Annotated in this window: 20 protein-coding genes; 12 read left to right on the top strand and 8 right to left on the bottom strand. The window is 53.8% G+C overall.

What is annotated here, in order from left to right:
- The 3 genes from JQC81_RS03035 (at position 1) to JQC81_RS03025 (ending at position 4,212) form a co-directional block, all read left to right on the top strand.
- The gene (locus tag JQC81_RS03035; protein WP_203270238.1) at positions 1-3,015 is read left to right on the top strand and encodes a DUF499 family protein; all 3,015 of its coding nucleotides are present in this window, start codon (positions 1-3) and stop codon (positions 3,013-3,015) included.
- A gap of 52 nt (positions 3,016-3,067) precedes the next feature.
- Positions 3,068-3,553 carry a hypothetical protein gene (locus JQC81_RS03030; RefSeq protein WP_203270237.1) on the top strand — a complete coding sequence of 162 codons (486 nt, stop codon included), beginning with the start codon at positions 3,068-3,070 and terminating at the stop codon, positions 3,551-3,553.
- A 125-nt stretch (positions 3,554-3,678) separates the two neighbouring features.
- Positions 3,679-4,212, top strand: a complete 534-nt coding sequence (locus tag JQC81_RS03025) for a hypothetical protein (RefSeq protein ID WP_203270236.1) — start codon at positions 3,679-3,681, stop codon at positions 4,210-4,212.
- Positions 4,213-4,227: 15 nt separating this feature from the next.
- Here JQC81_RS03025 and JQC81_RS03020 read toward each other — a convergent pair whose 3' ends face one another.
- Both JQC81_RS03020 and JQC81_RS03015 read right to left on the bottom strand, forming a co-directional pair.
- Positions 4,228-5,070, bottom strand: coding sequence for a class I SAM-dependent methyltransferase (locus tag JQC81_RS03020; protein WP_203270235.1), 843 nt, complete (start codon positions 5,068-5,070; stop codon positions 4,228-4,230).
- A 550-nt stretch (positions 5,071-5,620) separates the two neighbouring features.
- Positions 5,621-5,848 (bottom strand): hypothetical protein, encoded by a 228-nt coding sequence (locus tag JQC81_RS03015; protein ID WP_210347056.1) that lies wholly within the window; start codon positions 5,846-5,848, stop codon positions 5,621-5,623.
- Positions 5,849-5,999: 151 nt separating this feature from the next.
- On the opposite strand from JQC81_RS03015, the gene JQC81_RS34245 reads away from it, so the two are divergent.
- The 7 genes from JQC81_RS34245 (at position 6,000) to JQC81_RS02980 (ending at position 13,357) form a co-directional block, all read left to right on the top strand.
- A complete protein-coding gene (locus JQC81_RS34245) occupies positions 6,000-6,389 on the top strand; it encodes a very short patch repair endonuclease (RefSeq protein WP_203270233.1) in 390 nt (129 codons plus the stop codon).
- Positions 6,390-6,610: 221 nt separating this feature from the next.
- Entirely contained in the window at positions 6,611-7,657 is a 1,047-nt protein-coding gene (locus JQC81_RS03005) for an AAA family ATPase (protein ID WP_312887462.1), read from the top strand.
- Between the two features lie 11 nt (positions 7,658-7,668).
- On the top strand, positions 7,669-8,148 hold the full coding sequence (locus JQC81_RS03000) for a hypothetical protein (RefSeq protein WP_203270232.1): 480 nt from the start codon (positions 7,669-7,671) through the stop codon (positions 8,146-8,148).
- Positions 8,149-8,411: 263 nt separating this feature from the next.
- The gene (locus JQC81_RS02995; RefSeq protein ID WP_203270231.1) at positions 8,412-9,611 is read left to right on the top strand and encodes an AAA family ATPase; all 1,200 of its coding nucleotides are present in this window, start codon (positions 8,412-8,414) and stop codon (positions 9,609-9,611) included.
- On the top strand, positions 9,611-10,252 hold the full coding sequence (locus JQC81_RS02990; protein ID WP_203270230.1) for an HNH endonuclease: 642 nt from the start codon (positions 9,611-9,613) through the stop codon (positions 10,250-10,252). The genes JQC81_RS02995 and JQC81_RS02990 overlap by 1 nt, the downstream gene beginning before the upstream one ends.
- Before the next feature lie 1,284 nt (positions 10,253-11,536).
- Positions 11,537-12,214: a hypothetical protein gene (locus tag JQC81_RS02985; protein WP_203270229.1), complete on the top strand. Its 678-nt coding sequence runs from the start codon at positions 11,537-11,539 to the stop codon at positions 12,212-12,214.
- An 81-nt stretch (positions 12,215-12,295) separates the two neighbouring features.
- Entirely contained in the window at positions 12,296-13,357 is a 1,062-nt protein-coding gene (locus JQC81_RS02980; RefSeq protein WP_203270228.1) for a hypothetical protein, read from the top strand.
- 361 nt (positions 13,358-13,718) lie between these two features.
- On the opposite strand, the gene JQC81_RS02975 is transcribed toward JQC81_RS02980, so the two are convergent.
- On the bottom strand, positions 13,719-14,411 hold the full coding sequence (locus JQC81_RS02975) for a thermonuclease family protein (protein ID WP_203270227.1): 693 nt from the start codon (positions 14,409-14,411) through the stop codon (positions 13,719-13,721).
- A 14-nt stretch (positions 14,412-14,425) separates the two neighbouring features.
- Positions 14,426-14,665 (bottom strand): excalibur calcium-binding domain-containing protein, encoded by a 240-nt coding sequence (locus JQC81_RS02970; RefSeq protein WP_203270253.1) that lies wholly within the window; start codon positions 14,663-14,665, stop codon positions 14,426-14,428.
- A 228-nt stretch (positions 14,666-14,893) separates the two neighbouring features.
- Here JQC81_RS02970 and JQC81_RS02965 point away from each other — a divergent pair, with 228 nt between their 5' ends.
- Together JQC81_RS02965 and JQC81_RS02960 are read left to right on the top strand one after the other, a co-directional pair.
- Positions 14,894-15,217: a DUF1294 domain-containing protein gene (locus JQC81_RS02965; RefSeq protein WP_203270226.1), complete on the top strand. Its 324-nt coding sequence runs from the start codon at positions 14,894-14,896 to the stop codon at positions 15,215-15,217.
- A 199-nt stretch (positions 15,218-15,416) separates the two neighbouring features.
- Positions 15,417-16,310: an HNH endonuclease gene (locus JQC81_RS02960; protein ID WP_203270225.1), complete on the top strand. Its 894-nt coding sequence runs from the start codon at positions 15,417-15,419 to the stop codon at positions 16,308-16,310.
- 355 nt (positions 16,311-16,665) lie between these two features.
- Here the strand turns inward: JQC81_RS02960 and JQC81_RS02955 are convergent, their stop codons facing one another.
- From JQC81_RS02955 to JQC81_RS02945, 4 genes are all read right to left on the bottom strand, one after another.
- A complete protein-coding gene (locus JQC81_RS02955) occupies positions 16,666-17,184 on the bottom strand; it encodes a hypothetical protein (RefSeq protein ID WP_203270224.1) in 519 nt (172 codons plus the stop codon).
- Positions 17,185-17,386: 202 nt separating this feature from the next.
- Positions 17,387-17,650: an HGGxSTG domain-containing protein gene (locus tag JQC81_RS33745; RefSeq protein WP_281400215.1), complete on the bottom strand. Its 264-nt coding sequence runs from the start codon at positions 17,648-17,650 to the stop codon at positions 17,387-17,389.
- A complete protein-coding gene (locus JQC81_RS02950) occupies positions 17,637-18,335 on the bottom strand; it encodes a hypothetical protein (RefSeq protein ID WP_203270223.1) in 699 nt (232 codons plus the stop codon). Before JQC81_RS02950 ends, JQC81_RS33745 begins: the two co-directional genes overlap by 14 nt.
- A 95-nt stretch (positions 18,336-18,430) precedes the next feature.
- Positions 18,431-19,969: a DnaB-like helicase C-terminal domain-containing protein gene (locus tag JQC81_RS02945; RefSeq protein ID WP_203270222.1), complete on the bottom strand. Its 1,539-nt coding sequence runs from the start codon at positions 19,967-19,969 to the stop codon at positions 18,431-18,433.
- Between the last annotated feature and the right edge of the window lie 89 nt (positions 19,970-20,058).

The raw sequence follows: 20,058 nt of genomic DNA, 5'->3' as shown, positions 1-20,058 counted from the left end.
ATGACCAATGTTCAGAGTTGGACCGAGTTACTACCACTGCGTCCTGAGGTCGTCGCGGCTGATGGCGGTATCGGCGACCTTCAGATGAGCCTTCACAAGGCAGTGTATCAAACTGTCGAGGTGCCCTACCGATCAGTTGAATACTACTCAGACATCACTCAACCGACCCCGCATCTAGTAGGGTTCTTCTCCCGAATTGCGCGGCGGTTGGCCGGCGCTGGAGAAACCATTGCCCTTTATCATCTCGATCAAGGAATGGGTGGTGGTAAGTCGCACTCGCTAGTCGGCCTGTATCACATGGCCGCTAACCCGGTTGGATTCTTTGCCAGTGAGTTAGGTAAAGAGGTATTGGCCGAAGCTCAGGCTGGTGGCGCGAAAATTGACATTACTGGTGCTCACGTGGTGACGTTGACTGCGGACCACTTCTCACCTGGCAAAGCTACTGAGCTATTTGGGCCTGCGGTAAATCTCTTCGAGCGATTCCTCTGGGCCCTTTTGAAGGGTGATCGCGCTCAGTATGACACCTATGTTGCTATGGGCGCCAACAAGGCGACGTTGCAAAAGGCTTTAGCGTCTCGGAAGCAGCCTGTGCTGATCCTTCTGGATGAGCTCATGGATTATGCTATGGAGCTCTCGAATGCGGGCGTCGTTGATACGATGCCGGGAGAGCAGGCTTTCCTGAACGCCTTGATGGATGCCTGTGATGATGTCCCAAACGTCGCGTTCGTCGTAGTGATGATACGCTCCGAGTTGGACCCAGAGGGCTACACGCCACTCGCAGAGAGCTTCCGCGAGTACATAACTCGGCGCCTAAATCGCAATGGTACTACTGTAGCAGTTACCGAGACTGGAGATTTTGCTGCAATCATAAGGCGGAGAATTTTCGAGCAAAACAGTGCGAGTCTGCCTATAACCCAGCTGACCGAGGGCTTTTTGGCTACTGTCGAAAATGAAGCTGCCTGGGATGAGAAAGTGCTCACCCGCCTCGGTCCAGGTAAAGGCACAGCTGCACTCGGTCATAGAATTGCAGAAAACTATCCATTTCACCCCGATCTGATGGACTTGGTCCAGAACGAATGGGGCAAGGCGCAAGGCTTTCAGCGAGTTCGGTCGACCGTTGCGATATTTGCTCTAGCTGCACTTCACTGGACCCGTGCAGCACAGGCGGGAGAGTGGACCCCTCCGTTGATTGGCGTCGGAGATTTGCCGTTGGGAGGGCTCAGAGGAACTGGCAAGGTGCCGCAAGCGCGTTGCCTCGATGCTCTGCTGAACTCAGGCTTGCTGTTGGGCAACGACCGAGCAATTCAAGGCTATCGCGCAGTCGCTACTACCGATATCACCTCTGCTGATGCCACTAGTGGCCGAGCTGTTGAGCTCGACCGTAAGCTAGCTGATGCTAAACTTGCTACGGATCAGCCTAACCCAGCAGTGCGGATGGCTACCGCCCTGTTTAACTACAGTCTTGTTGGGCGAGGGCAGGGCCGCCGAGGCGCAACTAAGGCAGAGCTTATGGCAGCTCTGATGCTGCCCACCAACGATCCCACAAAAACCTTCTCAGCTGTCGAGGAGGTATTTTCGACTCTCACTGGTGAAGATGGTTTAGGTGCCCTTGAGGTAAATAAGCCAGCAAACTCTGCGGAGCGTTACTGGCTGACAGTCAAGCAGACTCTGCGGATGTTTTTTAATTCTGCGAAAAGTCAAATCTCAGAGAAGGACAAGCTAGCTTTAGTCTGGGAGACAGCACAAGCACTGACCGTCAAGGGGCAATTTGAGGAGGTGCACTTTGTACATGAGCCTACCGACAAGCAAGTGCTTCGCGATGTTGCAAGTGGTATAGATGGCCAGGCTAATCGCCTCGTGGTGCTTGACCCTCGATGGTGGACATTACTGAATGGCGATGACAGTAAGTCGCGCAATGAAATTCGTCGGATGTTTGGCTTAGGTGACGATGGTCTACTCGTCGACAATGCCGCGAGCTGTGTGCTTGCAGCGGTAAACACCTATCAACGCCGTTACGCCGTCCAAGCAGCCCAAGATGTTCTAACATGGCGATTGGTTGCGAGCCACACCGTTGAGGATGATGAGAAGGCTGAGGTGCAGCGCAAGCTCACTGAAGCTGAGGCCAAACTCAAACAAAAGGTTCGAGGTGCTTACCGGCACTACATCTATCTGACGCGCAAGGGTGATCAGTTGGAGGTGGTGTTCTCCCATTTCGATGATGACAAGCTCTCGTCTCTCAATGGCAATGATGTATGGGGCGGCCTAGTTTCCGCCAATCGTGCCGTGGGTGAATACACCGACACGACTGAGAAGCGCCGTAAGAGAATGCGACTGTCAGAGGTGTTCCTTTCACTGCTTCTGGATAGCTTCGATCGGCATCTTACACTCAAAGATGTTGTCTCGTCCTTTTACAGAGACCCGAGATTTCCACTAGTGCCTACCCTCGATGAGATTCGACAGGTGCTCTACGACCTATTGCAACCTGCTGAGCATGCGGGTCCTGGCACAGGAGGATGGGAACTCGTTGGTTCAGACGGTTTACGCTTGCAAGTCGAAAGCCCAAAGCAGCTCGCGATTAGCTCAATTCAACAGCAGTTAAAGCGCGCTGAGCTCCAAGACTCGGATACTGCGGGCCTTGGAGCCGGTGGTGCTCAGCAGAGCGGTGAACATACTACGACTAAGTCCACTGGCGCTGGGACTAGCAGCAGTCAGAGTAGCGATAATCCAGATGCGAAATCGGGAGCTACCAGTGCCGGTGCTGGCAAGAGTGATAGCTACTCTTGGTATCGGGTTGAAGTCACAAACCGTTCAATCACGGATGAGGTAAAGCGTGAGGCAATTCGTGCTCACCTTATTTGGCTTGCTTCGAAGTTGGATGAGGATGATCTCGACCACCAACTCTTTACCCTTAAATATGAGCTATTGGCCGGTACAAATTCGAGTCTGACTGCTGACATTAAAGGTCGAGCTCAAAATATCCAAGCAACAAGAACTGAGGTCCAGGAAGAACTATGAGGAACCAATTTGAAGGCAGAATATCAACCTAACAACAATATGAGGGTGTCCTGTGAGTAGCGATAACGAGGATGACATTCATTCAAAGGCTCCAAGGTTGATGGAAGCTAGCGAGCGAAATCCCGAGCCGACCGACTATGTAGTGGTGATTGACGATGACTCATCTCCCGCGATGGTCCATCCGACACTCTGGCCTCATGCCTTCCAAAGTGAAGAGGCAATGCTTTCTGCCGTCGTAGAGGAAATTTGCTTCTATAATCCTGGTGGTGGCGAGCGAAAATTGGACGGCATACCCGAGCATTTGAATTCAATAGTCGGCCGGGTGCGGAATGGGTCGCTTGACTACGTAGCTGCGGCGAAGGCGATAAATGAAAAGTCCAGTGGGTCCTTCTCAATTGTTTGGTGGGGACCAGTCCGCTCTCTTCTCACCTGTGACAGTAGTTTTGCACATCAGCTCAGGGAGGAACTCGCTGAGGATGAAGAGGAGTTGAGCTTAGAAAATATCCTTTCTCGTATGCAGCCAATCAACTTCGCATAGCTGTCCAAGAAACAGGAAGCCGAAACGACGGGCGCGCTGGCATTACTCCGACCTCCAACAATGTCGTTTCGGCTTCTGCGCCTCTCAACTCTATCGAACCCGAATAGCAACTGGGGAACTAGAAATTGGATGAGAAACGTGCGTCCGAGGGCGAGCATCGAGGCGATCCTCTCAGCCAATTCATTGGTTGTATTGCGGACTCGATTTTCGCTGGCGAGCCTCCGAGCGATGAGGACATTGCCCTCTTGAGAGCCAATGCTGCCGAGCTTAGCTTTGACAATGGTGAATTCTGGACCCATGTATTGCCCAGGGACAGCAACATTCTAGAGAAGCCGCAAAACCGGCTGAATTGGGACTTTCTAGAAGATGTGATTTCAGAGGATCGACTCGAGCAACTCGCCGCCGGACAGGAGCCGACAGCCGAGGAAATCGGCCTTCTGCGTGACGTTTTGATCGAGGCGCTTTTTCAGAGGCCCGATGACGATATCACTCCTGGACTATGGACGTTGGATTTGCAGGGAAGCGTGGGGTCTGCGGTTGCCATTGTAGCCTGCGAGGGCCATAGCTTTTCCGGCGTGCGTCGATCGCTATTAGGCACCTACCGTGATCTCGATGAGGCCCGGTCATGCTTAAGCGAAGCTTATATATTCCCTGGCTAAGCCAGAGAGCCTGCTTTAAAATCCAAATAGCGTCCAGAAAAAATCGACCTCCTGCGGGTCAACATCTTGAGTGTCAGCTTCAGTTCTCGTGAAAAGTAGTGCGGGAAATCGCTCCTGATCAGCGTAAACGAAATCGGAAAAACCCAAGTCTACAGCCCAGCCTGCCCGGTTCGCTTCACTTAAAAAGGAGCGTAGAGCGTCGGGCGTCGGAATACGCGCAATACAAATTAGCTTAGCATCAGCCTCAGAGATTTCGTGCCAGGCCTTGAAGATACCCTCAACTTGGGAAGGAGCTGACGCTGCGTTAGACGTCTGGGGCACAAGATCAAAGCCTATTACTGATATCAGGACATCGCCAGAAACACCTGTCTCCGGCAGACTGCAGTGATCCGCCTCAACGAACTCGATATTGGGGAATTCCTTAGACGCGGCACGTCCGATATCAACCAAATTCCTTTCCCGCTCAGTGCAAATAATCCTGCAGTCGGGCCAATCTTGCGAGATCAGTCGAGCAAGCGATCCTGTTCCAGCTCCAAGATCAACAATCGTTCGAAACGGTGCCACCGACGGCAATATGGCGAGAACCTTCAAGAAAGTTTTTAGCACCCGGGGAGCGTCCATCCCGAAGAGCATGTGTGCTTCTTTCGGAGAGCGCGGGAGGCGATACCAAGTGCGCAGGCGACTACTGTCGTCAAACAGCTCAGAGTTATCCAAAATAGAGCGACGCTCGTCGTCGAGCATATCTCTGAAGCACTCAAAGGCGAGCTTACCCGAAAACTCACCTGGGTAACCCTCTTGAATGAGCGCCGAGACAACCGCTTCTTCGTCCAGCCGCGATGGCTTAGTTTTCTTTGCCATAGAGATTTTACCGATTAGCCATAATCCGGCAGCTGACGGAGATCGTCCTCAAGGATCAGCTGCCTCGTGTTCGGCGTGGAAGTGAATGACTATATTCGTCAGCGTACTCGCCATTTCCTTTGCTCGAGGAAGGGTTAGCAACTTGCAAATCAAGTTCACATAGTGGGGAATGTCACTCTCATCGTTTACCCATCGCTCGACGTTCCGCGGGTTAACCCCTGAAATCCGGGCGAAGTAAACTGTCGTCATGTCAAGCTGATCGAGTGCAGCACGGAATTCCTCTCCGGTCATTCGATCATATTCAAACCGCCGCGACTTGCTTGGCTTCTTGGGTGGGGGCCTCATGATTGCTCAGTTGTAGCTCTTGGGAACAGATACAGGCTCATTCTTCGCTACCGCAATGGCGAGATGAGCTGCCATCACAGCATTGTCACCCTGCTCATTAGCGACGAGGAGGCCACCGTTGTCGACTTGCCGGACAAGCGCCTCAAGGGCTGCGAGAGGGTCAGGTACTCGACCACAAGGCGCAGCCTCAGATGTGGAGGGGGAGCTAGTCATGGTTATCCTTCTTCAGCATGGTGTCAGTGACGCTTTTGGCCATCTCCATTGTGTTAGGGAGCGTCAGAAGTGCGCAGAGAATCGTAACGAAATGGGGGATATCTTCATCACCTTTTATCCAGCGCTCAACTTTGGCCTCAGAGGCTCCAGAGATTCGCACGAACTGGCGCATCGTCACTCCTAGCGCGTTCAGCGCGTCTGAAAACTGCTGAGCTGTCATCCGGTGGTAATGATATCGTCTCGACATAATCAAAGCATTGGGTAATCCGCGCGGGTTTGTACTCCCTGACATTTGCAGGACTACCGGTGCGGCCTCCTACTCACCAGGCTTGCTAGGAATACCTATGCGTTAGATCAGCATTTAGTTCCTCATGTTGCACTGCCAGGGACACAATCCTGACGAGATCGAGAATAATGTCGCGTGTCGGTCAGAAGAACACCGCGCCGAACTCCTGTTGAGAAGTGCGCTGCACCGGAACGGCCTCCGATACAGACTTCATGATCGGTCATTGCCCGGAAGCTCCGATAACGTATTCCCTCGCTTCGAAGCGGTTCTCATCCTCCACGGGTGCTATTGGCACTTCCATGGACGTTATCGCTGCATGGTTCCGAGGAGCCGGCGCGATTGTTGGCTCAAAAACTTCGAATCGAACCACCTTCGCGACCAGAAAAAGACTGTGTTACTTCTGAAGAAGGGCTGGCGGGTTCCGACGGTTTGGGAGTGTGCACTTCGTGGAAAGACGGCAAGGTCACCTTATTAGATAGCCATTGCCGTTATTACTTGGCTTCACACCTCTGAGCCGATTGGCGGGATTGAGAGAAATAATCTAACGTAGCTCTGTTTTGGAGTGCTTTCCCACAAGACGATTAAAGCGGATTAGAGGAGGCGGACATTGTCCCTAATAGGAGGAATAAATATTGTTGACAGCCGCTCTGTGAACGATGTAAACAGTTTTTGTGAATGATGTTCACAGGAGTCCAGGTGGCCACGAACACGGATGATTTCGTCGGGATTAACGAAATTGCGCTTATGGCGAACGTCTCGAAACAGGCGGTCGCCAACTGGCGAGTGCGTGCCTCAGACTTCCCTGAGCCAGTGAGTGAACTAGCGTCCGGACCAATCTTTAGGCGCTCACAAGTTCGCTCTTGGCTTCGACGTAACAAACGTAAAGGAAAGCCGATGACGCATATATTTTCGACGATCAACCTTAAGGGAGGCGTGGCCAAGACAACGACGAGCGTAGCACTTGCTGAGACTTTCTCAGCCAACATGGGCAAGCGCGTCCTGGTGATCGACCTTGATCCCCAGACTAACGCGACCCTGATGCTGATTGGGGAAGAGAGATGGTTCGAACTGAACAGCAAGGAGCATACGCTTGCTCGCCTGTTCAAAGACGCGATGGACCCTGACAATCGTAAGTTCGACCTCGACAAGACCCTTCAGAAGCGCGTGTCGGATGTAGGCGCAGCGAGGACGATTGATCTCCTGCCTTCCAGTCTCGACCTTATCGATGTCCAGGATAAATTGGCATCTGCGCCAGTGGGCAAGTTCTACGCCGCTAACCCCATCGAGCTCCTTTGGCGTGCCGTGAAGTCCCGAATCGACGACTATGATATCGTTATCGTCGATTGCCCGCCCAATCTTGGCATCATCACCCTGAACGGACTGCGGATTTCTGACGGCTACATCATCCCCACTATTCCAGACCACATGTCGACCTACGGTATCCCGCAGATCGTCACGCGCATTCGCGATTTTTCCCAGGCGATCTCCGAGAAGATTGAGCCGATAGGAATTATCGCTACTAAGTATCAGGCGAATTCTACTGTCCACAACAACGTCTTGAAGCAGCTACAGGACGATGCAGATGTGCCGATCGTGATGGACACCATTATCCGACAGGCCAATCAGGTTGCCGCCGCCGCCGAATTCCAGAATTATCCCCGTACTCTGAAGCAGAAGTATGGATCAGAGCTAGCCAACCAGTATGACGAACTCGCGCGTGAAATCTGGAATGAGCTGGATTGAGGTCGCTGAGAATGAAAAAGATACTGAATGCGCTCTTCAAGGAAGTGATCCAAGAGGCTGAGACCAACCCAGCCTTCCGCGCTCGTCTTGAGGCTGCACTCGGCCTCAGTGAGGAGGGAGGGGTGAAGCCCACGACGAAGCTGCGGGAGGTAGGCTCGTCTCAGCCGAAGCGGCCGAGCAATCGGCGGCCGCCCGCAGTTTTGGACCCTGTCCATCTAGCCAAACAGGGAGACGACGTTCTGCGCACGGAGCTTTCCCGGCTCGATATTGAGCAACTCCGCGATATCGTCGCAGACTACGGGATGGATACAACCAAACTCGTCACTAAGTGGCGCGATCCTGATCGTATAGTTGAACGTATCGTAGAGGTGGCTCGAAGCCGTGCACAAAAAGGGAGTGCGTTTAGAGATCAAGGGCCAGCAGATGGATCAGCAGGCGAACTTCCTGTTGCGCCTGGCGCTAAGAACGATAACCCATCCTCTGGCTCATAGTGCAGAACTGTTAGCCCTGAAGCCGATCGCTCTCAAATCTCCAGCTCTTCGAGACATGCTCCTCGGGAGCCATGAGACGCCCCAGTGAGCTGATCGAAACGAGGACTATAGGTCGTACGCATGCAATCCTATCACAGGCCTTGGAAATAAGCAGCATTGCCTAGTTAAACGCCGACTCAAGACGGTCTCCGCTTGCGTTAAGCGAGATAAAGAGACTGGGGCAATAAAACTGAGACAATCATAGAGATGCTAAAGGCTTACCCATGCTGCTGAGAAATCTCGGCTTTAATGAAGCCAACGCTGAAGATGAGGCCGTTGCGATCCTTGTGGGTCCTAACGGTTCGGGAAAAAGCAATCACTTGCGGAAGATTGCCATTGAGTATCACAGCCATCGTGATGTTACGGTAATATCGAATACGACCTACGATAGGTTTTTGGGAATTAGAGGGATAAATCGACACTCTTCAGGGCGCACCGGCCAATCTCCGAAGGCGACCATAAAACGGGCGGTAGCTGCGACCCTCGATCGTGAGGGATCGGAATTCTACCAGATCAGTGCCACCCTTGAGTTTTGCGGATATCTCCCTCGCATTGGCTTCAGGATTGAACGGTCACAAGCGATGAGGGAAGCATCCTTCGATCCCTCCGATAGATATGGGCCATTCTTCCGTTCTCAGGAGGAGTACCAGGATTTCGAAGACTCGCGCCATTTCCTCGAGAGATGGCGGGAGGACGAAATCATTTGGATCGATTCGAAGAGTTCGGTTCTTGAATTCTCTCGCCGTCGCGAGTTTGCGGCTGTGCTCCGCAGTGAGCAGTTGCTCTACAAGGCGAAGTTGCTTCGTCGAATCCATGTGTACCTTGAAAAAGAATATGGCGCACCGTTTGAGCTGCAGCATGCAAGCTCCGGCGAGTTGTCTTTGATATCTTCACTCGTTTTCCTGATCACGACTGTCGGAGATAATGCAATCGTTCTCATTGACGAGCCCGAGAACAGTCTCCATCCGAGCTGGCAGCGTGACTACATAGACAAAGTCCTCGGCGCCTTGATGTATCGCAACGCATCAATCGTCGTCGCTACGCACGCCCCGTTGGTCGTGACGGGAGCGACTACACAACGGCCCAACCACGTTACGGTTTACCAAGTCAGAAATGGTAATCCTGACCGCCTGAACATCAATGGTATGGCGGCGGGGGATAACGGAATTGAGGCAGTGTTGTGGAAGGCGTTTGATGTCGTGACCCCGGCCAATCACTTTGTGAGTGAAGAGATCGTCGAAGCGATCGACCAATATGAACGTGACGAAATCAATAAAGGCGCGGTCCTCACTCTGATAGCTCGAATGCGGGCTAGGAGCTTTGACCCGAAGCAGGAAGAGTTCTTCGACGCAATCCGCACTCTTGTTGAAAAGGTCGAAACTCGTAAGGCGAGCCACAATAATAACGGAAGACCTGCGACGTAATGAGTGATGCTTATGAGCCTACGCTTGACTCCTTCGTCATGAGCGAAGAGGAGCTTGAGGCGATTACCGCGGCAATGACGGACGAACATCCATGGGATGTAAAGAATGAATTAGTCAAGAGCGTCAAAAACAAAATCCGGGCTCATCATCTCGAGCGCCATGGCGATACATGCTGTTACTGCAGAACCAATCTTCATGGTGGCGGCCACTTCATGATCGACCGCGAGCATGTGCTACCGAAGGGGAAGTACAAGCGCTTCGCCTACGAGATTTGGAATCTCTCTGTATCATGCAAGCGTTGCAACATGCAGTTTAAGATTGAGGACGATGAGTTCGTCGTCGACAAGCAGGATGGTGCAGAATTTCAAGATAGTAGCAACTATCGCATTGTTCATCCGAACTACGATGAATGGGAACAACATCTAGACCGTGTGTCCCAGCAATCCAACAGGAAGCTTCTTGTTATCTATGCGATCGTCAATCAGAGCGAGAAGGGCCGCTACACATACGACTATTTTGGTTTGAAGGAGCTCGAAGTAAACAGCTTTGACGAGGGTCAGGGCATTGAGCGGACGGCGCAAGGAAACAGAAGTGATGCCGCTCTTGAAGCCCTTGCGATTGCTAGAGCTCATGGTCAGTAGTGTCCGCCCGATAGGGCGTCGCCCGTCGTAACTTAGTAAAGGATTACGTCACGGGCCGACTAAATATTGCTTCGGAGGTCTGAGAGTGCTGTTGAACGGCTGGGTGCGGGACTTGTTCGGCACTCAAATTGCTTGGCGGACCTGAATGGCCCCATATGTGAAAGAGCCTTGCTGATAGTTGCCATTGACGTGCCCCTTCGGCGCACCACTACCCTTCGTGCATCCAGCACCTCGCTCTCTCCTTCGAGGCGGGTGGTTGATACAAATACTCGCCGCGAGTCTGGGCCCTATCGCGGGTGATAGGTTAGACCGCAAGGAATCGGGTTTCCTCATTTCTGCTCCGGTGCGTGGATTGGATAACTGCTCGTCGGTTTCCGAGCCGAGAAATGCCAGCATCAACTCATTATCTACGGGTATGAGCCTGTGTAGATCAGAAATGTTCGAGTGGGACATCCAAGATAAGCAGTCTCTTATCACCTGCCTAATAGGTCTACTGATATATCGATATAGGTCCGCCTGAGGACTTCTAGTATACCTCGATAAGCACTGGCCTGAATCAATATGGGATAGGCTTCATGGGCGTTGCCCTGAATGGCTCATGGCTTCAGCTCTAGTCATCTTCAGAACGTTCTTGAAGGACGATTTGAATTTCCACGCCGAGTGAGGCCAGGACTTCCGGGTGATATCTCTTGAAAGCATCCACTTCGTCGAGCAGGACGAGTAGTCGACGCTCTATGTCATCCGCTGGCAGGGGCGTCATTCCAGTAAAGTCGAAGATGTAGTAATCGCCCTCGTGATGGCAGTATCTGCGAGACTCTTCTGCAGTGATTGAAAATTTCCGAGGGATGCCTAAGCGGGACCTGGGAAGATGAGCGTGCCAGGAAAGCTTCCGAAGCTGCATCGAGGTTTGTCGAGTTGATCTCCTCTGCTGCCGAGTAAAGCTTAGCTTTAGGATTGGCCAATAGCCATCGAACTGAACAAATCTAGGAATACATACCTCATTCCAGATCGTCTTGCCCCCAACCCGGGAGTACTGCCCAGTAATACTGAGCCATAGCTCAGCTTGGTCAGGGTCAGATCGCTGTACGGTCATCGCATGGGATTATGTGAGCCACCTGTCTTCAATCAACCGCCGCAATCCTTTTTGATCACGTTTGACTCAGAATAATTCAGCGAAAGTACCCCTTTTGGATGTGGTGATCTGCTTGTCATGAGTTCGTAGAAGAGTAGCTTTTGTCTTTGCCGTGATCTTGTTTGAGGCGGCTTTGTTCTTTGGAGGACAAAATGACTACGATAGCAAAGACAGTCACAATCGAAGAAACTGTAGACCGGGTGCTCGCACAGATCGAAGCAGCCGATCCTTCAACACCAGAGACGCTACGTGATCACGTAACGAAAGCTGGGCAATATGATCCTTATAAGGCGAGTTTGGCTCTGCGTGCTATCCGAGCAAGGCTCAAGCCGCCAAGTGGCTCTCACGCTCATCTGACTACTGGGAGGAAATGGGCTTATGAGCGTGAACAATGGGCAAAGGAGGCTGGGCTTCAAAAAGGGCGAGTGGAACGCACATTCGAGCCCGAGACCGAAACGACACGAGCAATGGTCGAGGCGATGGATGCAAACGAGTTCCTCCCAGACATCGCCCGCGAGGCTGTTAGCTCCATCAGCACTATGCTGGCTCGTCGTGCCAACCGGAAGTTAGATGAACACTCGGCTGCTATCGTGGGCGAGAGTGTCGAGGAGTTGATGCATGAGATGGAAGTACAGGCCCGTCTCATGGAGGAAAAGGAGGCCCGCCTTCAGCAGGCCGAGCGACATGCAGATGATCTCCGACGGACCAATAATAGATTGCTCGCAATTATGGAGCAGGTTCTCGGGAAGAGCCTTGGCGAAGGCGCGCCAATGCCCGGAAGTGATGACGGCGACAAAGACAGAGGCAGCGCCCACCAGCGTACTAACTGAGGACGCTGCCCTGTTTTGAACGGCTTACATGCGGACCGGGTGGATGGCACCCGCCCGGTCCTTCACCGCAGGAACATTATGATGGATATCGATCAGAAAGCCAAGTTGGCAAGAAAGCTTACTCATGCGTTACACCAAGCTCCTGACAACCCGCAGCTGTTCGTCAACATCGTCTCACAAGTAACGAGATCGGCCAGTCTTCACATGACCGATCTTGCGATCACGTTTGGCGACCTGACTACTCGATTAGCTGAGCAGTTAAGGGATGCTCGAAAGGATGCAAAGCCAACCTTTGACAATCTCTTCGACATGGCGAGCACAAAGGTTCCGCTTGGAAAAAATCCAAATCGCGTCTTAGCTGATGTGCTTGGCGTAACAACCAGAACCATTGAGGAGCATAAGAAGCTCGGCCGAGTCCCTCGCGGATGGATAGAGAAAATCCGGTCCCTGCCAGATTTGGATGAGACAAGTTCCGAGTTTGATGTGGAAACTAAGCACGTCATCGAAATTCTGAGTGAAAGAGGCTACTCGCCCCAAAAAATCCGAGATGTATTCGGGCGGATACGCACTTCCCGCGCGGGGCTGAGACAGATCGAAAAAATAGCCCATGCTGAAGGCGGCCAATTACACGTAGATGAATTAGCGCAGATTGGGCGTGAGCTGTTCGGCGATCGCCCACAGGCAGAACGTTGTCTCCAGATTTGGTTGATGACACAGTTGCGCGTGCAGTCTGAGCTGCCTGCCGATCGAAACCCTGCCCTTAGCTCAAAGCAGGTCGAAAAGCTCCGGACACGATTTAAACGTGAAAAGGAATTCCGCCAGAATGACCCTGTTTACCGGACTGTCTCGTTAGCAGCTGAATTGATCGAGCGTCCCATACGGGCGAACAGCCGCTCGGCAGCCGGTGATATGACTGCCGATCCGATTAATCTTCGATCATTTCTGAGCCGATTGTTTGGTGAGGGCGCGGAGGAACGGCATAACCGATATCTCGCTCAGCTCACCGGCCTAGACGATCGCCATACCCTTGACCTGCTCAAAGGAGCAAATCGTGTCTGTGAAGCATGGTGGGACTTCCTTCATAGAGTTGAAGGTGAAGTGCTGCATGCTGGAAATACCTCAGTGCTCAGGCGCACCGCATAACACCTGTGATGCTTCTAATCGCATGGGAGCAATCGTTTTGTGGCGATCGCGGTTGAAGGAGCAGTGGGGAACTTTGAGGCTCAATCGCAAGTAATTTGGCTAAGCGTGCTCCGCGCCTGTCGGATCAGCTTCCGAAGGGCGAGGGGTGCGGGTTCTCAGCCTGCTTTGAAATGCCGCCTGCCGTTCGGCTATCGCTACGTCGCCTGAAAAGGAGCTTCTATTGAGCTCGCGCATCAGGTAGGCTGTCAATGCGATCTCTCAGAGGAAACAACTGTGCCATGAGGCTATAAGGTAAGGACGCGTCTGAAAGATAAATGAGCCTTTCGGACGGCCCGATTCCCCCGGAGGAACAGCTCTACTTCTACCCCCTCGGAGCTCGCCATCCCGCTGCTTTCGCCTCGTCCTCTGAACAGAACCAGCGTTCTCCGCTTACTTCGTTGATTTGCGTGTTCTCATAGTGTCGGCTTCCGGGAACATGGTAGATGCGGCCCGAACCTGAGATGTTGCCCTTGATATCGCATTTCCGCTCGGCGCTTCCGGCAGTTTCACCCGCCGCTTCCGAAGGCAGGCGCTCACCCCGTCGCCAGTCCCACGGCTTGACAAACGTTCCGACCCAGAGCCCACGCTTGGCCTGTCGGGCTTCTGCTTCCTCGTTCGAGTAGCGCCCGTCCGAGTATTGACCGTATTCCACCGCCCAGCCCTGCCGGATCAACTCGCCATTGATGTCCCGGCCATTGGCATGACAGACAGCGACCACCCGCCCGTACCGGTCCCGGTCCTCTTCATGACAAGTCACCCGCCCGTTCCGGCCTATCAGCGTGGCCAGAGCATCCGCTGCTCGGGAGCCGCAGAGATAGCGTTTGCCTTCCGCATCATTGCAGGTCTGCTTCCCCTCCGGCGCATCCACGCCGTAGAGCCGAATGCGAGTCTGTTCGCCCCGAAGAGCAAGAGTGTCCCCATCTATCACGTCGGCTTGGCCCGACAGGCTTTGAGCTGTGACAGGCAGCGCAATCAGGCAGAGCCCGAGGCTCAGAGGAAGGAACAACGCTCTCATGCACAATGCCCCTTCTATCGGCGACGATAAGGCTCGCAGGCAATGCCATCATTGTCCCGGTCGAGGTGTGGCGCGTAACCTGGCTGCCCTCTGTAGAGAGGAGCCGCTCCTGCCGCTCGTGCGGCAGCACAGTTCCGGTAAGAGACCTGGCTGGAACCAGTCCACACGCGGCCTTCTGGTGTGGAACTGGAGCTGATAGGTCCCGGGTTGGCCCAGCCCCAAACAAGGCCGAAGCCAGCAAGTGCGGCCACCATTGGCAAACCGACTTGACGGCGCAAACGGCGTCGCCTCGCTGCCCGTTGATGGCGTCCAAAGTGAATGTGCCAATCTTTGTGTGAAACCATGCTGAAGCCCCCGGGAGGACTATAAACCTGACTATTTGGTTAGGATAGCGGGGCTGTACATTCCCGAGCACCCATTTATCGTTGGGGTAACAGGCTGAATGCGAGGCTCGACAAAGGGCTCAAGGGGAACTCAGAGTGATGTCCATCCAGTCCATACTCTACCTTCTGGGGATTTATCTCTGCCTCATCAATCTAGCGACCCTGGCGGCTTTCGCTTGGGACAAGCACTGCGCTCGGAACGGAATGTGGCGAGTTCCAGAGCGCACATTGCTTGGAATGGCGCTTATTGGCGGAACGCTTGGAGCAATCCTCGCCCAGCACAGCCTGCGCCATAAGACGAGAAAAGAGCCGTTCCGGACCCAGCTTTACCTAATTGCTGGATTGCAAGTTGTCGCTCTCGGTACAGCCGCTTTTCCGGCCGTTCAGGATGTACTGCTCTCAATGGCGCAAAGCATTGGCTGATTTAGCATCTGTGGTCATTAGAAAGGGACCGCTGGTTAGCGGTAACCAGCTCCACCGCTCCAAGCTTACCTCGAGGTCGCGAGCTTGTGGCAACTCCCTCGCCTCCTAATCAAACACAGAGGACGAAATCTCTGCGTGAACCCAAGGACGGCGACAACATACTTGTGGAATAACAATGATAGACAGTCAGGGGGTATCGATGGCGATTGCTGAGGAACGAAGCCGACGCCTTAGTCTCTGGTCGCAGCTACAGACGTCGGGTGTTACTGACCTGGAACCAGGGTATCTTCGCCAGCTTGGGGTTTACGGTGGTGCCCAAGGCATCTGGGTCGATAAAGCGAGGACCCGAAGCGTCTCTAAGGACGGAAATGGCATAACGGTCAGCATCCTGCATACTGGCCTGCACTACCCTGATGACCTGTCAGATGACGGGATGATTTACCACTATCCGGTCACGCGAAGACCGCCGTCGCGTGATGCCGCTGAGGTCCAAGCCACCAAAAATGCGGCTCAGGCGAATATGCCAATCTTTGTGATTTTGCCCGGTGAAAAGCGAGCCACTAGGCGTTCCGTCAAAATTGGTTGGGTTGTGGACGCTGACGATGCCAGCAAACAGTTCCTTATCCTGTTTGGGGCGCAGGAACCCGCCTACATCCCTCCGGCACCCATAAGCTCACCATTTCAGCTTGTTGACAACTCACCGGTGGGTACTGCTCAAACGAAGGTTCGCAAAGGACAACAACGCTTCCGATTTCACGTCATGGCGCAATTCGGTTGCAAGTGTGCTGTCTGCTCAATCACCCATCCAAGCTTAATTAAGGCTGCTCATATCCGCGGCAAAGCTGATAAGGGTTCGGACGATTGGCGGAACGGCATCCCCCTTTGCTCAACGCATCACGATGCCTTTGATGCTCATCTCTTCGCGATCGAGCCTGATACACTTTCCATTGCCGCGGCTCCAGGTGTTTCTTGTGAAAGCATCGGGATTCATGCTCTGAAGCTGACCCCAACGAGTCAGCAACCCCATTTGGATGCGCTGAGATGGCGCTTCAACCGTACCCTGAGTAGGTGGAGCGCTCAGCAGTCTGATTGACCTAGCCTACAAAGTTGGCGGTGACATTCAGAATCTGGTCAAGCTCGTTACTGTCTCATCCGAAAAGCTTGCTGAGACCATTCTTTCAGGCCAATCGGTAACAAGTGAGCGCAAGAGTTTGCGAAGCCAATTTCTATTCGCGATCGTTAGGGAGTTGTTCGGCAAAGTGCACCGCGCCACTGTGTGTTCATGATGGGCTCAATCTATCGCGACGACCTACGCAACCAGCCACCAGGATGATGGATGTCACGCCAAAACCATCGCGGTAATAGAGCATCCTGCTTCGGTCACGGAATGCTTCTAATGGAAGTGTCGTCATGATTCTTCCGCCTGAATGTGCCACGGCAACAAGGGCTCAGTCTTTCGGGCCTCTTGTTGGCACATGACGCCATGTTCTATGTCTGGCGATTTCAGAGCACTTTTCTGAGATGCCAAGGCTTCTGAAAACGTCAGGTAACTTCGGGGTAAGCTCAAAGACTATTGCTCTTCCAAAGGGCGTCATTACGGGATGACGATATCCATAGCAATCGAACTGACCTAGAAACCGCACGTAGTTTGGTACGTTCTCAGCCTCCGAAAAGACTATTAGGTCGTCGCCGCGTTCCCGATGTTGGATTATATATTGGTTTTGCAGCGAGCTTATATCAGCCTCTTTACTCCCCATGCCATAATAGAGGTAGATGTCACCTTCGCAACGATCCTCATAGCAATACTGAAGCAAACCGAATTTCGTTGAAAACGCCGTAACACGACCTTCCTTCGAACGAGTCGAATACCTTTCTCGAAAGATTCCTTCACCTGTTCGGGTGCCTAGTTCGTCGTTGATAATCTCTCGGGGATAAATCTCACCTTCTATATAGCGGTCGTAAGGCACAGTGCGCTCCTGCGGTGATGGGCGGTCGGTCAACTTACAATACGCTGAGACAACCTTCTCTGGCCGGGAATTGGGTAGGATTAGAGAGTTATAGTGCTATCTCTAAAGCGTAACGCTTCGCCTGGGCACCATCGCCCTAAGTGGTCCTACCCGTTGCTCGCCTTGGCTGCGATAACTGAAATCGCCCTTTTCGGGCTTGGGTTCAAGCAAGTCGGGTGAGCATGCTCTTAGCCTGCTGGATCAGTCTCCGGATTGCGCGTTGGCTTTCAATGGCCTCACAGGTAAAGGTCCCATGCCGATAGTTGCCATTTGCGGCCCCCTTCGGTGCGCCGCTACCCTTTGCGCCGCCGTGCATCCGGCATCGTGTTCGTCCACTCACTGCGGGTGACCGGCACGGGCTCCCGCTGCGGGTCTTCGCTCCGCAGCGTGGCGACAGGTTGAGGCGTAAAAAATCAGGTTTTCCCATTTTCTGCTCCGGGTGCATGGGGTTGATCATCGGAATTGGTGTCGGGCCCCCTACCTCCGGGTTGAGTGACGTTTCCCACGATGGCTTGGCCACCAGAGTGAACGTGCACATGTTCAACCCTTACGGTCTGATTGCCGCCGCGTTGCAATTTGGCGAGGGCCTCCGCATGCTCCCTGCTGATCTTGAGCAGTTTCAGGGCCATGTTGCCATTGCTCTCCAGCACCGGAATGTGCTCTGCGTGTCCCACACGGGCCAAAAGTGTCATGGCAAGCTGATGAGAGGCGGCGATTTGCACAGCCAATACACCTTCCATCTCGTTCTGTGGCTGCGCACCAGCCACAGTCGCCAGCATCGCATTGACTGCCGCTTCTTCCCTCTCAGTGGACCAGCCACCATTGGTAAACTTCGTCAGCATCTGGAGCTGCTCCAGGGCAAACTCGGAAGAGCCGGAGCCGAACATCTCCTTCAACTGGTCCAGCCATGCTCCTATGTCACCGTGGGCGGGAGCGATACTGGGGAGGCCGTTATCCGACGGCAGAATGGCTATCCGCGCTGGTCGAGATCGTCTTCCATCGCTCTGACGGGCGGTAGCCACGGCCGCTTTCTCTTGTTCAATCGGCTTAGGTTGAGTTTGGAGAGATGGCTTACCCTGCAACATTTGTTTCCGCGTTTTCGATCGTGCCATTGTGGGCGTCCTATTAGAATCGGTTGCTGCGAGATTATGAATGGAGAAGCGGCTTTGAAGATTGGTAAGTAGCAGCGGCTTTGGCCCTGAAATGGCTATTTCTCAACCGGCATCTTATTGCAGCCAGCATGAGCAGGATAATCAGCCGAATGGTAGCGGCCGGTCTTCAGATCGAAGCTCATCTTGAGCTTGCAAGGGTAGCCCAGCTCCTCGAACCGGCTCTTGCGCTGATAGAACTCGGCCTCCGTGTTGCGGCCGTTCTCGTCGACGAACTTCGGTCGGTGCACGACAAAGCCCTGGTCGACCATGTTGTCCCAGTTCTTCGAGCCCGAGATGTCCTCCAGCTCCGGCGCTTTGCCTTTGCGGGTTGCGTCCATCTTGGAAGGATGGGCTAGCACCTGCACATGGCAGTTCAGGTCATGCGCGAAGGCATGCAGCGTGCGCAGGGAGCGCCCGATGTGCTCGGTTTCACTCTCGCCAGGGCCGCGTGCTGCTTCCAAGCGGTTCCAGGGATCAACCTGAATGATGCGAGCGCCGTGCCGGATGACTGCAACCTCCGCCATCTCCAGAAACCACTCGAGGGATGGCCGTTGCTCTGGATGGAGGACCCAAAAGAAGCGATCATTGATCCAGGCATCGGCAGCCCGGATTTCCTTTTCTGTCATAGCAGATTCGAACTTGCCTGCATGGAGCTGCCGGAGCGTGCGGCGGTGATGCGGCTTGGCCCGCGTTTCAAAGGATGCGATGGCGGCTGCAAGCCCGTATTGCTTACAAATTTGATACCAAATCTGCATGAACAGCGTCGTCTTGCCATGCCCAGGATGGCCGGTGACGACGCTCAGTGTGCGCGGAGCGAGGTGAACCTTGCTCTCCCATTCCGAAAAGCCGGGGTGCCACAAGGTCAGGGGAGGGGGCTCAGGCAAATCCTCTAGGCGATAGAGGCCCTCAACAGGCCAGGGTCGGGCTCCCTGCGTAACCAAGTCGTGTAGTGCCGATGGCCCGTAGGTGCGAAGCACCTCATTCGCGTCCTTGCAGCCCTCCGGCCAATCGACATAGTGGAACCGGGCCGCCCCAAACAGCCGTACCAGATCGGCGCGAAGTGCACGGCCTGGATCGTCATTGTCGCCGCAGAAGATGAAACGTTTTGTCCGGTTGAGGCCATTTCGAAGCGCCTCTTCCACGTAGCCATAGCCCCGCAACTCGGCAGAAGCATCGGACGTGCGGGAGCGGGCACCATTGGGTACGCTAATGACCTGTTCGACGGGAATGCCGGCCTCTACCAAAGATGCCGCATCCATTTCACCCTCGGTGATGAACACCGTTCCCGAGCCGATCGCACGCTCGATGTTCCAGAACTGAAGCTTGCCACCCTTCTTGGAGGTGAAAGCCTTCACGGGAAAGGCTGCGGCTTTCCAGTTCAAGACCTCGCCTGCGGCCCGGTACGGGAAGAGAAGTGCTTCGCTCTCACGATGCAGATCAGGGAAGAACACCGTACCGGAGCCGACGCCGAGCCGCTCCAAAGTCGTCCGGCTGATTTTGCGCACGGTCTCGGCGTAGCTCATGGCCGCTGCGCTGAGCTTCGGAAGTGCCTCCGCACCAGTTGCAGTGCCAGCAGTGGAAGACTGCTCCATCATGTTTAATCCTTACAGAAAGGCATCGATCAAATTTCTTGCGTCGGGTTGGCGAGCACCGCGGACATTGTATGCGATGCTCGCCGAGGCGG

The organism is Microvirga arabica (assembly GCF_016811235.1).
GTDB lineage: Bacteria > Pseudomonadota > Alphaproteobacteria > Rhizobiales > Beijerinckiaceae > Microvirga > Microvirga arabica.
This window is presented reverse-complemented; position numbering and strand designations above follow the sequence as displayed.